This is a genomic window from Candidatus Nitrospira nitrificans, from assembly GCF_001458775.1.
In the GTDB taxonomy this organism is placed as follows: Bacteria; Nitrospirota; Nitrospiria; order Nitrospirales; family Nitrospiraceae; genus Nitrospira_D; species Nitrospira_D nitrificans.
The window spans coordinates 208745-224810 of record NZ_CZPZ01000023.1 but is presented as its reverse complement, the minus strand read 5'-3'; the positions used below and the strand labels follow the sequence as shown (position 1 = coordinate 224810).

18 protein-coding genes are annotated in these 16066 nt (G+C 56.4%); 12 read left to right on the top strand and 6 right to left on the bottom strand.

The features are described 5' to 3' along the window. The first annotated feature begins 1 nt into the window (after window position 1). The 3 genes from COMA2_RS13590 to larE all read left to right on the top strand — a co-directional run bounded on the left by COMA2_RS13590 (window position 2) and on the right by larE (window position 3827). Window positions 2–1402, top strand: a complete 1401-nt coding sequence (locus tag COMA2_RS13590; RefSeq protein WP_245631019.1) for a M16 family metallopeptidase — start codon at window positions 2–4, stop codon at window positions 1400–1402. Window positions 1403–1409: 7 nt separating this feature from the next. Further along, entirely contained in the window at window positions 1410–2798 is a 1389-nt protein-coding gene (locus tag COMA2_RS13585) for a M16 family metallopeptidase (RefSeq protein ID WP_175304605.1), read from the top strand. A 216-nt stretch (window positions 2799–3014) separates the two neighbouring features. Beyond that, on the top strand, window positions 3015–3827 hold the full coding sequence (larE, locus tag COMA2_RS13580) for an ATP-dependent sacrificial sulfur transferase LarE (protein WP_217490749.1): 813 nt from the start codon (window positions 3015–3017) through the stop codon (window positions 3825–3827). 23 nt (window positions 3828–3850) lie between these two features. On the opposite strand, the gene atpF is transcribed toward larE, so the two are convergent. The 4 genes from atpF to COMA2_RS13560 all read right to left on the bottom strand — a co-directional run bounded on the left by atpF (window position 3851) and on the right by COMA2_RS13560 (window position 5701). Beyond that, on the bottom strand, window positions 3851–4357 hold the full coding sequence (atpF, locus tag COMA2_RS13575) for a F0F1 ATP synthase subunit B (protein WP_090899163.1): 507 nt from the start codon (window positions 4355–4357) through the stop codon (window positions 3851–3853). Window positions 4358–4421: 64 nt separating this feature from the next. Next, complete coding sequence (gene atpE / locus COMA2_RS13570; protein ID WP_086416522.1) at window positions 4422–4655, bottom strand: ATP synthase F0 subunit C; 234 nt, start codon at window positions 4653–4655, stop codon at window positions 4422–4424. 36 nt (window positions 4656–4691) lie between these two features. Continuing rightward, entirely contained in the window at window positions 4692–5441 is a 750-nt protein-coding gene (locus tag COMA2_RS13565) for a F0F1 ATP synthase subunit A (protein ID WP_090899160.1), read from the bottom strand. A 32-nt stretch (window positions 5442–5473) separates the two neighbouring features. Then, on the bottom strand, window positions 5474–5701 hold the full coding sequence (locus tag COMA2_RS13560; RefSeq protein WP_090899157.1) for an AtpZ/AtpI family protein: 228 nt from the start codon (window positions 5699–5701) through the stop codon (window positions 5474–5476). Window positions 5702–5865: 164 nt separating this feature from the next. Here COMA2_RS13560 and COMA2_RS13550 point away from each other — a divergent pair, with 164 nt between their 5' ends. The 3 genes from COMA2_RS13550 (at window position 5866) to COMA2_RS13540 (ending at window position 9037) form a co-directional block, all read left to right on the top strand. Next, on the top strand, window positions 5866–7344 hold the full coding sequence (locus tag COMA2_RS13550; protein ID WP_175304604.1) for an anthranilate synthase component I family protein: 1479 nt from the start codon (window positions 5866–5868) through the stop codon (window positions 7342–7344). Between the two features lie 20 nt (window positions 7345–7364). Then, complete coding sequence (locus COMA2_RS13545; protein ID WP_175304603.1) at window positions 7365–8216, top strand: aminotransferase class IV; 852 nt, start codon at window positions 7365–7367, stop codon at window positions 8214–8216. 119 nt (window positions 8217–8335) lie between these two features. Next, the gene (locus COMA2_RS13540) at window positions 8336–9037 is read left to right on the top strand and encodes a transglycosylase SLT domain-containing protein (RefSeq protein ID WP_245631018.1); all 702 of its coding nucleotides are present in this window, start codon (window positions 8336–8338) and stop codon (window positions 9035–9037) included. Here the strand turns inward: COMA2_RS13540 and nadB are convergent. Next, window positions 8970–10604 (bottom strand): L-aspartate oxidase, encoded by a 1635-nt coding sequence (gene nadB, locus COMA2_RS13535; RefSeq protein ID WP_090899148.1) that lies wholly within the window; start codon window positions 10602–10604, stop codon window positions 8970–8972. The two genes, COMA2_RS13540 and nadB, sit on opposite strands and share 68 nt — an antisense overlap. Window positions 10605–10606: 2 nt before the next feature. Next, window positions 10607–11140 carry a hypothetical protein gene (locus COMA2_RS13530; protein WP_090899145.1) on the bottom strand — a complete coding sequence of 178 codons (534 nt, stop codon included), beginning with the start codon at window positions 11138–11140 and terminating at the stop codon, window positions 10607–10609. 76 nt (window positions 11141–11216) lie between these two features. On the opposite strand from COMA2_RS13530, the gene COMA2_RS13525 reads away from it, so the two are divergent. From COMA2_RS13525 to COMA2_RS13500, 6 genes are all read left to right on the top strand, one after another. Then, window positions 11217–11312: an AURKAIP1/COX24 domain-containing protein gene (locus COMA2_RS13525; protein ID WP_086416514.1), complete on the top strand. Its 96-nt coding sequence runs from the start codon at window positions 11217–11219 to the stop codon at window positions 11310–11312. Between the two features lie 30 nt (window positions 11313–11342). Then, complete coding sequence (locus COMA2_RS13520) at window positions 11343–11561, top strand: DUF6812 domain-containing protein (protein WP_090899142.1); 219 nt, start codon at window positions 11343–11345, stop codon at window positions 11559–11561. A gap of 63 nt (window positions 11562–11624) precedes the next feature. Next, window positions 11625–13379: an ABC transporter ATP-binding protein gene (locus COMA2_RS13515; RefSeq protein WP_245631016.1), complete on the top strand. Its 1755-nt coding sequence runs from the start codon at window positions 11625–11627 to the stop codon at window positions 13377–13379. A gap of 279 nt (window positions 13380–13658) precedes the next feature. Then, a complete protein-coding gene (locus tag COMA2_RS20930; RefSeq protein WP_281176446.1) occupies window positions 13659–13859 on the top strand; it encodes a winged helix-turn-helix domain-containing protein in 201 nt (66 codons plus the stop codon). A gap of 244 nt (window positions 13860–14103) precedes the next feature. Next, window positions 14104–15213, top strand: a complete 1110-nt coding sequence (locus COMA2_RS13505) for a hypothetical protein (RefSeq protein ID WP_139077350.1) — start codon at window positions 14104–14106, stop codon at window positions 15211–15213. Between the two features lie 231 nt (window positions 15214–15444). Next, window positions 15445–15960 (top strand): hypothetical protein, encoded by a 516-nt coding sequence (locus COMA2_RS13500; RefSeq protein WP_139077347.1) that lies wholly within the window; start codon window positions 15445–15447, stop codon window positions 15958–15960. Window positions 15961–16066: the final 106 nt, after the last annotated feature.

Here is a 16066-nt window from a genome sequence, read left to right as displayed (position 1 = left end):
CATGACGAGTTCCATCTTCATCACGATCATGCAAACTATCCATTATCATTGGCGCATCTACCTCCTAGCGACGCTGCTTGCCTTCGGCTCCGTCTCGATTTCGTTCGGCGCAGAACCGAGCGAATACATTCTCTCGAACGGGATGAAAGTATTGCTGGTCGAGGTTCCCAAGGCTCCGGTGGCCACGGTGCAGGTGTGGTACAAAGTCGGTTCCCGAAACGAGGTCATGGGACGGGCCGGACTCTCGCACATGCTCGAGCACATGATGTTCAAAGGCACGGCCCGTTATCCGAAAGGCTCATTTTCCAGAATCGTCAGGAAGAACGGCGGCATCGACAACGCGTTTACCGGGCAGGACTTTACCGCCTATTTTGAGAATGTGGCGGCCGATCGTGTCGGACTGGCTCTTGAACTGGAAGCGGACCGCATGCAGGGCCTCCTTCTCGATCACAACGAATTTCAGACCGAGCGCGACGTCGTAAAGGAAGAACGTCGCCTCAGATCCGAGGATGACCCGCAGGGTGCGCTGGTTGAAGCGCTGTTTGCCCAGGCCTTCCTCAGCCATCCCTACCATTGGCCCGTCATCGGATGGTTCGCCGATCTCGATGCGATGGCTCTCGAAGATTTACAGCGCCACTACGACACGTTTTACTCTCCCAACAATGCAACCCTCGTGGTGGTGGGTGATATCAAAGTGGAATCTCTACTTCCGACGATCAAACGTCTGTTTGAACCGATTCCCAGAGGTCCCTCACCCAGGCAGGGCCTGGCACCGGAACCGGACCAGCGAGGCGAGCGCCGCTTTCTCCTGAAACGCGAAGCCCAGGTGCCCTTTGTCATGATGGGGTTTCGCGTGCCAAACTATTCAAGCGAGGACTCCTATGCGCTCGACATCCTCGAATCGATCCTGTCTCAGGGGAAGAGCTCCCGTCTCTACCAAAGCTTAGTGTATGACCAGAAGAATTCGTTGGCCGTCGGCGCCGAGTACAGCGTGCTGCAGACGGATCCCGGCCTGTTTTATTTCTACTCATTGGTCAATCCCAGCGCGAAAGTCGAAGCGGTCGAAGAATCCATCCAGCGCGAGATCGCGCGGCTCCAGAATGAGCTGCCGTCCGAGCAGGAGCTTCAGCGGGCCAAGAACCAAGTCGAGGCGGCGCGCGTCTTCGAGCAAGATTCGAATTTTCGCCATGCCATGTTGATGGGGCAGGCGGAGTCCGTCGGCGCAGGCTGGCGGCGGATTGATCAATTCGTGGAACGGATCCGCGCGGTAACGGCGAAGGACGTCCAGCGCGTTGCCAAACAATATCTCACTCAAGACAATCGGACCGTCGGCATTCTCATTCCGTTGCCTCCTCCCCCTCCAGACCCGTCCCCCACGGCCGTCCATGAGGGGAAGTCATAGAAGAACCATGGTGATCGAGCTGAGAGACCGGAAGCGCCATTCTCCTGCCCCTCGATCCGTTCGTTGGTGGTCGGTAACCGGCATGGCGGCGCTGGTGCTGTACGGAGTGTGCGTCGCGACGCCAGGGCATGCCGCGGACATTTCACCCACGAGACTCACCGGCCCGAACGGGATGACCGTTCTCGTGCTGGAACAACATTTTCTCCCCATCGTGGAGATCCATGCCCTCATCAAAGCCGGCTCGGCGCAGGACCCTCCGGAAAAGGCCGGTCTGGCGAATTTAGTCGCCGGTCTTCTGGATGAAGGCACGACAACCAGATCCTCCAGACAGCTGGCCGAACAGATCGACTTTGTCGGCGGCTCGTTGGGAGTGCAGGCGGGCGAAGATTTCACGACCGCCTCGGCGCGCATACTGAAGAAAGACATCGACCTCGGATTCACGCTTCTCGCCGATATTCTTCAGCGCCCTTCTTTTCCCAAACAAGAGTTCGAACGAGTTCGTTCGCAGATCCTCGGCGAGATTACCAGCGGCAATGACGATCCTGGTCATGTCGCCATGAAGGCCTTCAATCAGTTGGTCTTTCAAAATCATCCCTATCGTTGGCCGGTGAACGGGACTGAGGACACGTTGGGTAAGATCACCTTGGCGGATGTACAGACCTTCTACGCCAAAGAGTATCTTCCCAATCAAGTCATCCTCACCATCGTCGGTGATGTGACGGTGGAACAGGCGACCACCCTTGTCCAGACACATTTTGGATCTTGGAAGAAAGGAATGGTCCCACCCAGAACGGTCAAGAAGCCGGCTGTCATCGACAAAAAGATCGTGCAACTGATCGAAAAGGATCTTACACAATCGACCATTATGATAGGCCACGGCGGAATCAGTAGGATCAACCCGGATTTTTACGCCGTGACCGTCATGAATCATGTATTAGGGGCCGGGGGATTTTCGTCGCGTCTCATGGATTCCATTCGCGACAAGCAGGGGCTTGCCTATGGCATTACCAGTCATTACGACGCCCGATCGATGCCGGGATCCTTCTGGATCAACCTCCAGACTCGCACCGAAACCACCAATCAGGCCATCAACGGCGTCTTGGCGGAAATGAAGGCGATTCGTGAGGCTCCGGTCAGCGATCAGGAATTGGCCGATGCCAAAGCATTTTTGATGGGCAGCTTCCCCCTACGGCTTGATTCTACGGCGAAGCTGGCTCAAGTCTTGGCGCAAGTGGAGTTTTTCGGGTTGGGGTTCGACTACTTCAGCCAGTACCCAAAATGGATCGAACGAGTCACGAAAGAGGATGTGCAGCGCGTGGCAAAACAATATCTGGACCCTCAACACTACGCGCTCGTCGTGGTCGGCAATGTTGCGAAGGCGAAAGTTCGCCACTAGCAGAATGTTGAAAAGGTCCTCCAAGCTTCGTTCCCCGCCTTGCCGAAGCGGCTTCGCGAGGCAGGTCGGATCGCTTGAAAGTGTGTGGACAGGTGAAAACGTCGGCCTTTTGAACATCCCGCTGCCATTCTGGGTTGACCCGCGACTTCCCGGAGTCCGAGAGTTTGCGAGTGTTAAAATAGGTTTTCAATAGTCTCCTAGGCTCAGAGAAAGCACATGATGCAACCGCCTCTTCTTCAACAGAAACTCGATCGGCTCCGAACCCTCCTGACGGAGATGGGTTCGGTCGTGGTGGCCTATTCCGGTGGAATCGACAGCACCTTCGTTCTCAAGATTGCGCACGACCAACTCCATGAGAAGGCGATCGGCATCACGGCCATCTCCCCGACGTTTCCATTTGTTGAGCTGGAAGCCGCCGAACGGGTCGCTCAAGAAATCGGCGCCCGCCATGAAACCGTACAGACCGATCAGTTGGCCATCGATGACTTCGTGAGGAATGACGCGAATCGTTGTTTTCACTGTAAGACCGACCTGTACCAACTTCTTGGGAATGTGCGGCAATCATGGGCTGCCGCATATGTCGTCGATGGAACCAACCTGGACGATTTGGGTGATGACCGTCCCGGCATTAAGGCCGCTCGGGAATGGGGCGTGCGCAGCCCGCTCGTTGAGGCCGAACTGTCGAAAGCCGACATCCGCGCCCTCGCCAAGGAGCTGGGACTGTCGAATTGGGACAAACCGGCCGCAGCTTGTCTTTCGTCAAGAATCCCGCGTGGGATCGTGATTACCAGCGAACAATTAAGCCGCGTTGAAGGAGCGGAAGCCGTGCTCCATCGTGAGGGGTTTCGTCATTTTCGAGTGCGAAGCCACGGTGAGATCGCGCGGATTGAATTGGCGCGGGACGAACTCCCTCGGCTCATGGAATCCGATCGCTGTGCGGAAATCAGTGCCAGGCTGAAAGCGCTGGGATTCAAATTCGTGACGGTTGATCTGGAAGGTTACCGGCCGGGTGGAGTCGCCCTGAGCTGACTCCACCCGCGGATCACGGTATCTCAGCGTGCGTGTGACTTCGAAAGAGCCTCGAGCGCCTCGTCCGCAAACTTTTTCTGATCAGCCTCTGTCAAACTGCGCTGAACCACTTTTTCCGCTACCATCAGAGCGAGTTCTGTCGTCTGGATTCGAATATCTTGGAGGGCTTTGCGACGCTCTTGTTCGATCTGGCGCGTCGTATCGCCCTTGATGCGCTCCGCTTCCGCGGTCAATCGCTGTTCGTTTTCATCAAGCAACCGTTGAGCGCGTTCCTTTGCCGCCGCGAGAATGGCCTCGGCTTCCTTCCCCGCCGCATTAAGCTTGGCTTCATATTCTTTGAGTCGTCGCTCGGCCTCGGACCGGTGCTGCTCGGCCTGATCAAGGCTGTCTTTAATCTTCTTTTCACGCTCTTCCAAAGCGCTTAAGATGCCGGGAAACGCGTACTTGTAGAGCAAGAACAAGAGAATGCCGAACGATAGGACTTCCCAGAAAATCAAAGACGAAAAAAAATGTGACTCAAACTGCGGCATATCAGCTCCTCAGAAAAAGAGACAACGATCTGCGGGGAGCCTGGTTCCTCCCTCATCGTTCCTTTTAGCCCTTGCGAAATCCCATGATGATGAAGGCGATGACCAAACCGTACAGCGCAATGGCTTCCACCAACGCAAACCCGATCCACATGTACTTTGTGACGCGAGCTTCTGCCTCAGGCTGACGCGCCACCACTTCAATCATCTTCCCAAAGATGTACCCGATTCCCACACCGGCCCCGGCAAACCCTGCCGCGGCACATCCCATACCGATCAACCCCGCTGCTGCTGAATCCATTATGACGTACTCCTCCCTTGTCTAAACTCGCATGCGCTAATGCGCGTGCTCTTCATGACCATGTAAATGAAACGCGTCTCCCAAATAAACGCAGGTCAAGATGGTAAAAATATAGGCTTGAATGAAGGCGATACCGAATTCCAACAGATAGATCCCTACCGTAAATACGAACGGTAACCACCCGATCAACAATCCACCGCTGATCGTCAGACCGAATAGCACCGCAAGCATCACGTGACCCGCCGTCATATTGGCAAAGAGCCGAACAGCCAGTGAAATGGGCCGCGCCAATTGACTGATGATCTCGATCGGGATCATGAGAGGGATCAGCCATCCGGGCGTACCCGGTGGAATGAGAATGCTCAAAAACTTCACCCCATGTAACCAGAACCCGATGACCAAACTAATCCCATACACCAAGAAGGAAAAGACAGCCGTCACAATAACCTGACTCGTCACGGTGTAGGTGCCTGGAATCAACCCGATATAATTGGAAAACAGAATAAACACGAAGAGCGTCGCGACGAGAGGGAAAAATCGCATGCCGTCCTTGCCCATCGTATCCAAAATCATGTTGCGAATGAAATCCACCATCATCTCCGCCAAGCTCTGGAGTTTGCCTGGCACGAGCTTGCGCGACGATCCTGCCATGATCATGAGCACCGCGGCCACGGCAATAACAACCCACATAAAGACCACGGCCTTATTGATGGATATGTCGAATCCCCCGATCGAGATGGGAATCCAATTCTGAAGCTCAAACTGGTGCAGCGGACTTTCTTCCATAACTACCCTTGCCTATCTTTGCTGAGTTCGAATCATTCCGGTGGATGTTGCCACCGCTGCGCAGCCCGATAGGCGCTCCTCATGCCGGCCGCCAGACCGAACACCAACCCGATGACGAGTCCCCACGGCGTTGTCTGAAACAGATAGGTATCAATCACCCATCCAAGCCCACCACCGACGATCAGCGCAGCCAGCAGTTCCGTTCCCATTCGAACGGCCTGACCAAGCCCCGCATATAACGGATCTTGTGGAGGGGGCATCCAAAACCCACGGAAGGCTAGAGCACACTAGCAAAACTCTACCCGTGATGGGGTTCGCAATTTAAGCAAAACCCTGCTTGCAATGTCAAGCTGTTAGAGGTCTATGCGGGCAGAAATCGCTACGGTATAGTGATCCCACGTTTGTGTCTAGGAACATGCCGACCATGCTCAGAGCGCTCCCCTCGTCGATCCCATTTTTGCACAGCGCTCCTACGCCGCTCATTCTGACACGCCCCGCTCCTTCGGCAAGCCCGCTTGAACTGTACGCGAAGATCGCCTCAGCGCGTTGCCCTTCGTTTCTCTTTGAGAGCGGAAACGGTGACGGCACCATGGGGCGGTATTCATACTTTGGCGTAGATCCCTATCACACGCTGTATGGGAAGGGAGAGACCTGTGTGTGCCGATCGATTCAAGGCCGTCTGGATCCAGGCATATCTTCGTTTCAATATTTGACTCACCTCCTAGGCCATCAGCGGATCGTTCGTCCTCCCGGTGCTCCGCCATTTTTCGGCGGCGCGGTCGGCTATTTGAGTTATGATCTCGCGCGCCGGTTCGAGCGGTTGCCGTCCCTGGCCCTAGACGACCTTGCCTGCCCTGAACTGGAGTTTGCATGTTTCGATCTAGTCGGAGCAGTCGACCATGAATTGAACCGGCTAGTGCTCATGTTCTGTCCGCCGCTCGACCGATTTTTAGGCGAGCCTCGGGAAAAGCTGTTTCGCGAGGGGAGGGATCGACTGGTGGAGTTCGAAGCTCGATTGACCGGGCCCGAGGTGGTGGACACGCACGGGAGTCATCTCGGTCGCTTGACGTTTACACCGGAGCAGGAGCAGGCGATCTATAGTCGGAATGTGCGCCGTTGCCAGGAATACATCGCAGCCGGTGACATCTATCAAGCCAACCTCTCCCATCGCTTCAACGTGACCGGCTCGGCATTCTCCTCTCTAGGGGACCTTCAGACCGATCTGTCTGCTTACCGGCGCTTGCGTGCGTTGAACCCTTCACCCTTCTCTGGAATACTCCGGTTTGACACCATTCGCCTGATCAGCTCCTCACCCGAACGGCTCATTCGACTGGAAGGGCGTCGAGCCGATACGAGACCGATCGCGGGAACGAGGCCTCGCGGGACGAATGCCGCCGACGATCAGCGACTGATCGATGAGTTGCGGGTCAATGAAAAGGAATGTGCGGAACATGTCATGTTGGTCGACCTTGAGCGGAATGACCTGGGGCGAGTCTGTCGTTTTGGAAGTGTCCAGGTGGATGAATTGATGACGTTGGAGCAATATTCTCACGTCACGCACCTCGTCTCGCATGTGGCCGGCACCCTCAAGGATCACGCGACCGGCTTCGATCTGCTGAAAGCCATGTTTCCGGGTGGAACGATTACCGGAGTACCCAAGATCCGCTGTATGGAGATCATCGAGGAGTTGGAGCCGGTCCGCCGGGGGCCCTACACCGGTTCGATGGGGTACCTTAGCTGGAGTGGCGACCTCGACTTCAATATCCTGATACGCACGTTGGTGATGAAGGACGGCCGGGGCTATCTCCAGGTCGGCGCTGGAATTGTGGCCGATTCAGACCCGGCGCGCGAATATGAAGAGACGATCCATAAGGCCCAGGCTTTCTTCAGCGCCTTTTCTTAGCCTAGCCCATGTGGATCTACTTGAATAATAAGTTCGTGACAGACGAAGACGCCGTGATCTCCGTCTTCGACCATGGGTTTCTCTACGGAGATGGAGTGTATGAAACACTGCGCTCCTATGGTCCCCGCATCTTCATGCGGGACGAGCATTTGTCACGGTTGCTCCGATCCGCCGAGGCCATCGGGCTGACGATCCCGATTTCCATGACGAGCTTGGCGGATATTCTGCATGAAGCGATGATCCGCAACGAGGTTGGAACCGAACAGCGGGACGCCTATCTTAGAGTCACCGTTTCGCGAGGAACGGGAGACATCGGACTGGACCCGGCACTCTGTCCGTCGCCGACCGTTGTCGTGATGGCTAATCCTCTCGTACCCCCGGCGTCCCATCTCTATGAAACGGGCGTGAACGTGATCATTGCGTCCACGAAACGGAATTTACCGAGCGCGTTGTCGCCGCAGATCAAGGCCACAAACTTCCTGAACAACATCCAAGCTAAACGCGAAGCGATCGCGGCAGGCGCATTCGACAGTCTCCTGCTCAATTGGGAGCAGCATCTGACCGAATGCACCATCAGCAATCTGTTCTTTGCCCTGGACGGCACGCTGCGAACGCCGGCGCTGGAATGCGGCTTACTCGATGGCATCACCAGAATGGTCGTGATTCGATTGGCCGGAGAACTCAACATGCACGTCGAAGAAGGTCGCTATACCGTTGACCAGTTGTTCCAGGCGGACGAATGCTTTCTCACGAACACCACCATGGAAATCATGCCGGTGACTTCCATCGATCGTAGACCTGTCGGCGACGGAACACCTGGTCCGCTGACCCGGAAGCTAAGAGAACAATTCCTCGTGATACGAGGCCGATAGGGAAACACGCTCCATTCTCGATAGTCCTCGTCTTCCTGTTTCCCTGATCATTTTTCCTCCCCCAAGGCGCAAGACCCGCATTTTCTTGACAGGCAGGGCCAGACTGCTATCGTGTGACCATGTCACAACCAAACACACGACATCGCTCCACCACGTACCGGCCTGTCATGGCCGCCCTCGTCGCATTGAGCGGCAGCATCCTGCTGGCTGTTCCAAGTGATAGTCGCGCAGAGATTTATCAATATGTCGATACCAAGGGGACGATATCGCTCACCAACGTCCCCTCCGACACTCGATATCGTCGGATCGACCTCCACCCGAATCGGCTCCATCCTATTCTCTCGGAGGAGGAGTTGGAACCGGTGATCAGTCGATTCTCACAACAGCATCAACTCCACCCCGCTCTTATCCGCGCCATCATCAAGGCTGAATCGGATTTCGACCCTCGTGCGGTCTCACGAGCCGGCGCCATCGGATTGATGCAATTGATGCCGCAAACGGCAGTGCGATTGGAGGTCCGGGACCTCTACGACCCCGAGGACAACATCGGAGGAGGAACGAAGTACTTACGCCAGTTGCTCGACCGATTTCGTGGCAACCTTCCACTGGCGCTTGCTGCCTATAACGCCGGGGAGCATGTCGTCGATCGTTACCGAACCCTTCCGCCGATCAGCGAAACCCGCCACTACGTGCGCAAGGTCTTGCGGTATTATCGACTCTTCCTCGCCCGCGACCTGGCCGTGACCGGGCACGTCATCCCGTCTTCGGAGTACGCAATGCCACGATCCGCTCCTGTGTCTTCGATTCAGTCCGGCCAGTAGTTCGGCCCCCCGAACACAACTGACTATGCTGTTTCCAGCCTGGTCGTTTGGAGCCCTGAAAATCAGATCGGTAATGGGCGCCCACGCTGTTTTCTCTCCAGAGCGCAGCCTCTGCCACGCAATGCGCCACTTGCACCATGTTCTTGACCTCCAGATCGGCCCTCCCCGCAAAGGGTCGGGACACCATCCGTTCCCACCGCGCAAGCTGGGCCGTCGCGCGGACAAGCGACTCCCGAGAACGGATAAGCCCCACTTGTCCCCACATGGTCCGGCGAAGCGAACTCCGTATTTTTTCGGCATCTTCCAATCGTTCCAACCGACTGCTCCTCAGGCACTCCACGTGATGAGTCACATCGGGCATCGAACGGCGTGAGGCCCAGGCAACGGCGGCAATGCCGGCCCGCATCCCAAACACCAACCCCTCCAGCAAGGAATTGCTGGCCAGCCTATTGGCGCCATGCACTCCGCTACAGGCCACCTCGCCCGCCGCAAAAAGACCCGGCAAGGTCGTCGCCCCGTTGAGGTCGGTCCCTACTCCCCCCATCATGTAATGAGCGCTCGGAGAGACCGGGATCCACTCTTCTGTGATATCGATATCATGACGAAGACAGGTCGCATAGATCGTCGGAAATCGCCGTTTGACAAAATCTGCCCCCAAGTGAGTCACGTCAAGATAGACATGCCGCGCGCGCGTCGCCGCCATTTCCGCCCAAATCGCCCGCGCCACTATATCCCGCGGAGCCAAGGCCCCGAGCGGGTGATAGCGTGACATGAAGGTCTCTCCCCTATTATTGCGCAACTGACCGCCCTCTCCTCGCATGGCTTCCGACAACAAAAAAGGCGGGCTTGACGGCAAATAGAGTGAGGTTGGATGAAACTGGACGAATTCCATGTCGTGAAGTTCCGCTCCCGCGCGGAAGGCCATGGCCATGCCGTCGCCGGTCGCATTGGGCGGATTGGTGGTGCGAGCAAAAATCTGCCCGGCTCCCCCTGTCGACAGGACGACGGCCTTTGCCGGAATGATGAATTGTTCCCCTGAATGTTCATTCAGCACCACCGCGCCGCAACATCGGCCTCCCTCAACCACAAGATCGACGGTGAAGTGGTAATCCAGCCTGACGATCTGCTTGTGTCGCGCCACCTGCGTCATCAACACCCGCACCATTTCATTTCCTGTGGCATCGCCTCTCGCGCGGAGAATTCGGCTGCGGCTGTGAGCCGCTTCACGAGCAAAGGCGAACTTCCCGCCGGCTTTGTCGAATTTCGCGCCCCAGCGGATGAGCTCTTGAATCCGATCCGGCCCTTCCTCGACCAACACCCGCACCGCCTCGCGGCGACACAGGCCGTGTCCGGCCTTCACGGTATCGGTCAAATGGATGGCGACATCATCCTCTTCACTCAAGGCCACGGCCACCCCGCCTTGCGCAAAGATGGAATTGCTTTGTAAGGGATGCCCCTTGGTGAGAACGATGACCCGCCCGACTCGACAGAGATCCAAGGCAGCGCGAAGCCCGGCGACTCCGCTGCCGATGACGAGAAAATCTGTTTCCAGCGCGCTCCGCGGCATGGTTATCGTGGTTGGGGCGGCGATGAGAGAGGTTCCGACAACATCTGTTTTGTCTTCATTCCAAACGGCAAATCTCCCTGCGCGCCGCGTAAGAGAATCGAGTTCGTCCCAACCCATTGCAGCCGCGCGAGGCCCCGGTGCCTGACACCCATATCAGCGGCATCTCGCTTCCACGTCCCTTGCCAATGGATAAGGACATTGATGTCGTCCTTTTCGATCGTGACCCGTTCGATCTTGAATTCAAGAGAGATGGTGGAAAAGGCTGCGAAGTCCATTTCGGCTTGCTGCCGCAGTTCGTTCAGCTGATCTGCCGGCAACAGCAGGGCATGGAACCCGGACTGATCCTTTCGCTGATACGCGCTCCGCAAGGATTCCACCGCCTGATCGATACGAAGGAGCCGCTCGTGCTCTGCCGGGTATCGGATGGTCTTCGACGGACACCCAACGACCGCCACCGCAAGCACGATCAGCCACACGATGGCCGGAGGCCTTGCAAAACCGATCCTTCCGAGTTCCATGGCGGTGCAGTATAGCATAAGGGGAAAAGACGCCGTGACCTTGCATTTTCAGCGGAAAGCTTTTAGACTCGCCCCTCCTTAGGAGATACAGAACATGTCAAGCGTCCTGAAGAAACGGCGGAAGAAGATGCGCAAGCATAAGTATAAGAAGCTGCGCCAGCGCCAGAAGTTTCTTCGCCGAAAAAGCTAAGTTCTACCGGCGTGGCCGGAGGAGGGAACCGTGGCCGAGGGGAAGAAAGTCCGCATCCGCGTACGAACGGTCAATTGTACCTACGTGGGAGACTTCCTGGTCCCTCCGATGCGGAACCGTGTCTCCGACGCGATCAACGAAGAAGCGCGTCTCTTTATCAGCCTGACCGACGTCGTTGTCGACGATACGGAGCGATCGGATTTCGTGGCGATCAATAAAAACCTGATCGAGTCGATCGCTCAACTCTAGTCGTTTCCTCTCACCTTCGTCAGCGTACTCTTTCAGCGTTGCCCCGAGCGAGGGCACGATTTCGTGCCGACGCGCCGCCTGACCACGATGTCGATCTTCAAGCGATTCCTGCCGTTCGTACGCCCGTATGTGACACGGCTGATGCTGGCCGGGCTCTTAGTGAGCGGGGTTGCGCTCATTAATCTTGCCTTGGTTCGGTTGGCCGGCAGCCTCTGGGATGTCATTACCGTTCAGCACGATGCCGACCAAATGACTTGGTCGATCGGCCTGTTCCTGAGCCTGGTGATTCTGCAGGGGCTCTGCTCGATGGGCCACAGCTACCTGACGGCGTGGGTTTCTCAACACATTGTCGCCGACTTTCGCAAACATCTCTTCGGCCACCTGCAGACGTTGACAGTCAGTTTTTTCGCCCGGCGTCGCACCGGGGAGTTGCTGTCGCGAGTGATGAACGACGTCGCGGTCATTCAATCCATCGTCACGGAAACCCCGATCGACACGGTCAAGCAACTCGTGACCTTCATCGGCGGCATGACATTTCTCCTGATGATGAATTGGCGCCTCTGCCTCCTGATCCTGATTCTGCTCCCGTTGCTGGTCCTGGTCGCCAAGGTATTCGGTCGCAGACTGAAGTCCCTGTCGACCTCGATTCAAGACCACACAGCTGCGCTCAGCACTCTCGTCGAGGAAGTGATTTCCGGCATTCGAATCGTCAAATCCTTCGTGCAGATACCGCGGGAAGAAACTCGCTTCGCCACCCAGGTGAACGAGACGCTTCGTCTCACACTGCACCGGGCAGGCATCATGGCCGTGTTCATTCCCGTGATCAGCCTGGTCACGTTCTCCTCTGCAGCGGCGGTGCTCTGGTACGGCGGTCGACAGGTCATCGAAGGGACGGTCACGCCAGGGGAGCTGTTCGCCTTCGTCCTCTTTGCCGGCATTCTCATCGGCCCCTTCAGTTCAGGAGCCCGCATCTTTACGCAGCTCAAAGAGGCGCAGGGAGCCCTGCAACGAGTCTTTGAAATTCTGGATGCACAACCGGAAATTGCAGACTCACCCAAGGCACAAAGTCTCGCCACAGTCCAAGGGCACGTCCTGGTCGAGAGGATCAGCTTCGGTTACGACCTTCAACACCCAGTGTTATTGGATCTGTCGTTCGAAGCCAAGCCGGGAGAATTGGTCGCCTTCGTCGGCCCAACCGGCGCCGGGAAAACCACGGTCATCAACCTGCTGCACCGGTTCTACGATCCCATAGAAGGGCGCCTCACTATCGACGGCAAAGATCTGCGGGACGTGACCCTTGAAAGTTGGTACCGCCAGATTGCGCTGGTTCCACAGGAAACCATTCTTTTTGGAGGAACCATTCTCGACAACATTCGCTACGGAAAGAGGGAAGCGGACGAAGCCGCGGTATTGGAGGCGAGCAAGGCCGCGCATGCTCATGACTTCATCACGAGCTTGCCGGACAGATACCACACCCTGGTCGGCGAGAAAGGAGTCAACCTCTCGGGCGGACAACGCCAACGTATTGCGATCGCTCGGGCGATCTTGAAGAATCCCCGCATTTTATTGCTGGACGAAGCGACCTCAGCGCTGGATACCGAATCGGAGCGGCTGGTGCAGGAAGCCCTTCAGCGCCTCATGGAAGGTCGCACGACCTTCGTCGTCGCCCATCGACTGTCGACCATTCAGCGCGCCGACCGAATTCTAGTCTTGGATAAGGGGAAATTGGTCGAGGAAGGCACGCACGCAGAGCTTCTCGCCCGTAAGGGTCTGTACCACTACCTCTATACCATCCGCTTGAACGAACCGACCGCCTGACATCGTCGTTTCACACCTCTCATACCTTCGCCTTTCCATCCTTCCATTCGTAACAAGCCTGTAACGTAGAGAGCGTATGTTTGCTCGCGCAAGCTTAAGGAAGAATGATCGGGGGAGATTCCGTGAGTTCACTCCGTCACAAGAACATTCGTTTTGACCGGACAACCGATGGAAAAACCACCTCTTTTACATATGGTCATTTACGGATGGATCTGACGCGACATGAAGTGACGGTGCAAGGAAAAGAAGCGCTGCTCACGGCCAAGGAGTTTGGACTGCTTGAACATCTTGCGTCACCCCGGGCGAGTGCCGACGCGAGAGGTGCTTCTCAATGCGGTCTGGGGTTATGACTACTATGGGACGACACGAACCGTCGATGTCCATGTCCGGCGCCTGAAAGTAAAAGTGCCGCTTCTCAATGACTCGATCGTCTCGGTCAAGACGCCGGGGTACAAACTATTGGATCAGCGTCCGACGTAGTAAGACTTTTTTCCCATGTCCATTTACAGCAACCACATCGAGATGTTTACACACTCTCCGTAATCATTTGTTGCCGTTTATGCTGTATCACTGATCGCAAGAGGTCAGGGCATGCACCCATTGCACAACCAAAACCAGTCGAGTCACCGAATCGGCACAAGAACGATGCATCTGTCTCGGGCAATCAGGGCATGCTTGTCAGAATGCACGAGGTGAAACTGTTAGAATGATTGGAGCGCGAGGGATGACGATGCCGGAGCATGTCACCATCACCAAAGGAACCTGCTTCGCCATTTTTGCGTACGATATCGGGCTCTCCATCAACCTGACCGAGGCGGAACGGCGGATCATCGCCGGGACGGAACGAGGGCGCCTGCGCCATAAGACCAGAGCGCCTCAGTATTTTGAGTATCGGCCGGCTCCGCTGCGGTTGGTTCAGGAAGGAAGCATCGTCGACGTGGGGCGGTATCAGGCGAGTTCTACTATCGAGGTCATGGCCTATGACTTCGGCGCGGTCACCATTACCTATCGCTTCCCGATCGAAGGACCATTCGCTCGATTGTTAGATCTGAGCGAGTCGCTCTATGAGAATGAACGACTGCTGACTGAGTCGCGCACACGCGTGGAGCAGTTGGTCCATGCGCTAGGCGCGGCCATCGAGCGGCCGGCCATTGCGGAGGAAGTGGAGGATTACATCATTTTTTCGATCGAGTCGTCCGTGCCGGAGCCTCCCCTGATGTGGACAAGTCACGAAACCGACTTGGCTCATCTATTGCGCGCGGAGCGGACCGCGCTGTCCGATCAAGAAGTGGCCGATGCGCTCTCCTGCCGCATCTCGTTCGGACAAGAGGACATGGCGCTAATCGACTGGCATTCAGCGGTGTTGTTCGGCAAAGAAATGGACGACGTCCGCGCGGTGTTGGAGTTCGCCAACGTGGAGTTGCTGGAGATGCGGATGCTCGACGAACAGTTGGATCTGGCGCTGGATGAAGGGTATGAGGCCCTGTCTCGAAAGCCGCGGCTCCTGTCGCTGCCCGGCTCACACGAAAAAGACCTGACACACATCGCGCAGCTTCAGGTAGACAGCGCCCTGCTCTTCGAACACGTCACCAATACCTTGAAACTGCTGGGCGATCAGTACCTTGCGCGAGTCTATCGGCTCGTCTCGCAACGTTTTCATTTGGAGGCCTGGGACGCGAGCATTCTTCGTAAACTGCAAACCCTGGAAAGTATCTACGGCAAGATGTCGGATCGAGCCGGCACCAGGCGAATGGAGGTGCTTGAGTGGATTATCATCATATTGATCACGCTTTCCATAGCCCTTCCCTTTCTCCCGATGGGGGCGGGGCACTAACACTCCGCGTCGTCTCACCTGAGCAGGGGCGCAATGTTTCGATCACGCCTTAGCATCTTGGAGAAGCCCGAGGAACCAAATCAATCTCCGTGAAACATGAAGGCAACCGACTCCCTTGGCCTTTTGACCCCGTTCTTCTGCACAACCTACCTTTGTCTGGCTTTGATAATTTCACCGGCCGTCGTTACGGGAGATCCTCAATCCGAGATCGCTTTATGGTTCGAATCCGGCATGGCCGTCGCGACCAGTCAACTGAGCGGGCGGAGGGACATTCCGTTGGGCGCCCAGGAAGTCGTGATCAGTTCCGGCGCAAACGGGATCAACGGCATCGTGGTGACATCTCGTCGGCTCTTAGGATTTTCAAGCCGTGCCCTGACCTGGAGCAAGAAAGAACTGGACGTGAATGAAAAAGTCCTGGAACGGAAGATCCTTCCGACCTTCAGCCTCATCAGGACGGACCGGCATCTGTACGGATTTCGCGGCGTCAACGGCCTATGGCTCGAAGAAACGTTAGGGATGCGCGAAAAAGTGGCTCGCTTCCACAGCAACGACTATGGAGCGGTCTTCATCACCAATGAGCGATTGATCGGATTCACGCCGTTGCTTGGGGGCTTCGCGTCGAAGGCCCTGGATGTGCACGAGCGAATCGTGGAAGTGGAGAATGACAATGGGCTCATCCTCGTTTCCACTACCAGACGCACGCTGGTCTTCGGCAGCCGCTTGAGCGGCTGGGAGGAATTCGAGTAATCATTCTTCACACAGAATTCGCGGGATCGTAACGAAGGGGAAAAAGTGACCCAGTTGGCTGCATCATGTCGATCAGGGATGGAACGACGACAAACCTTTCTGAAGT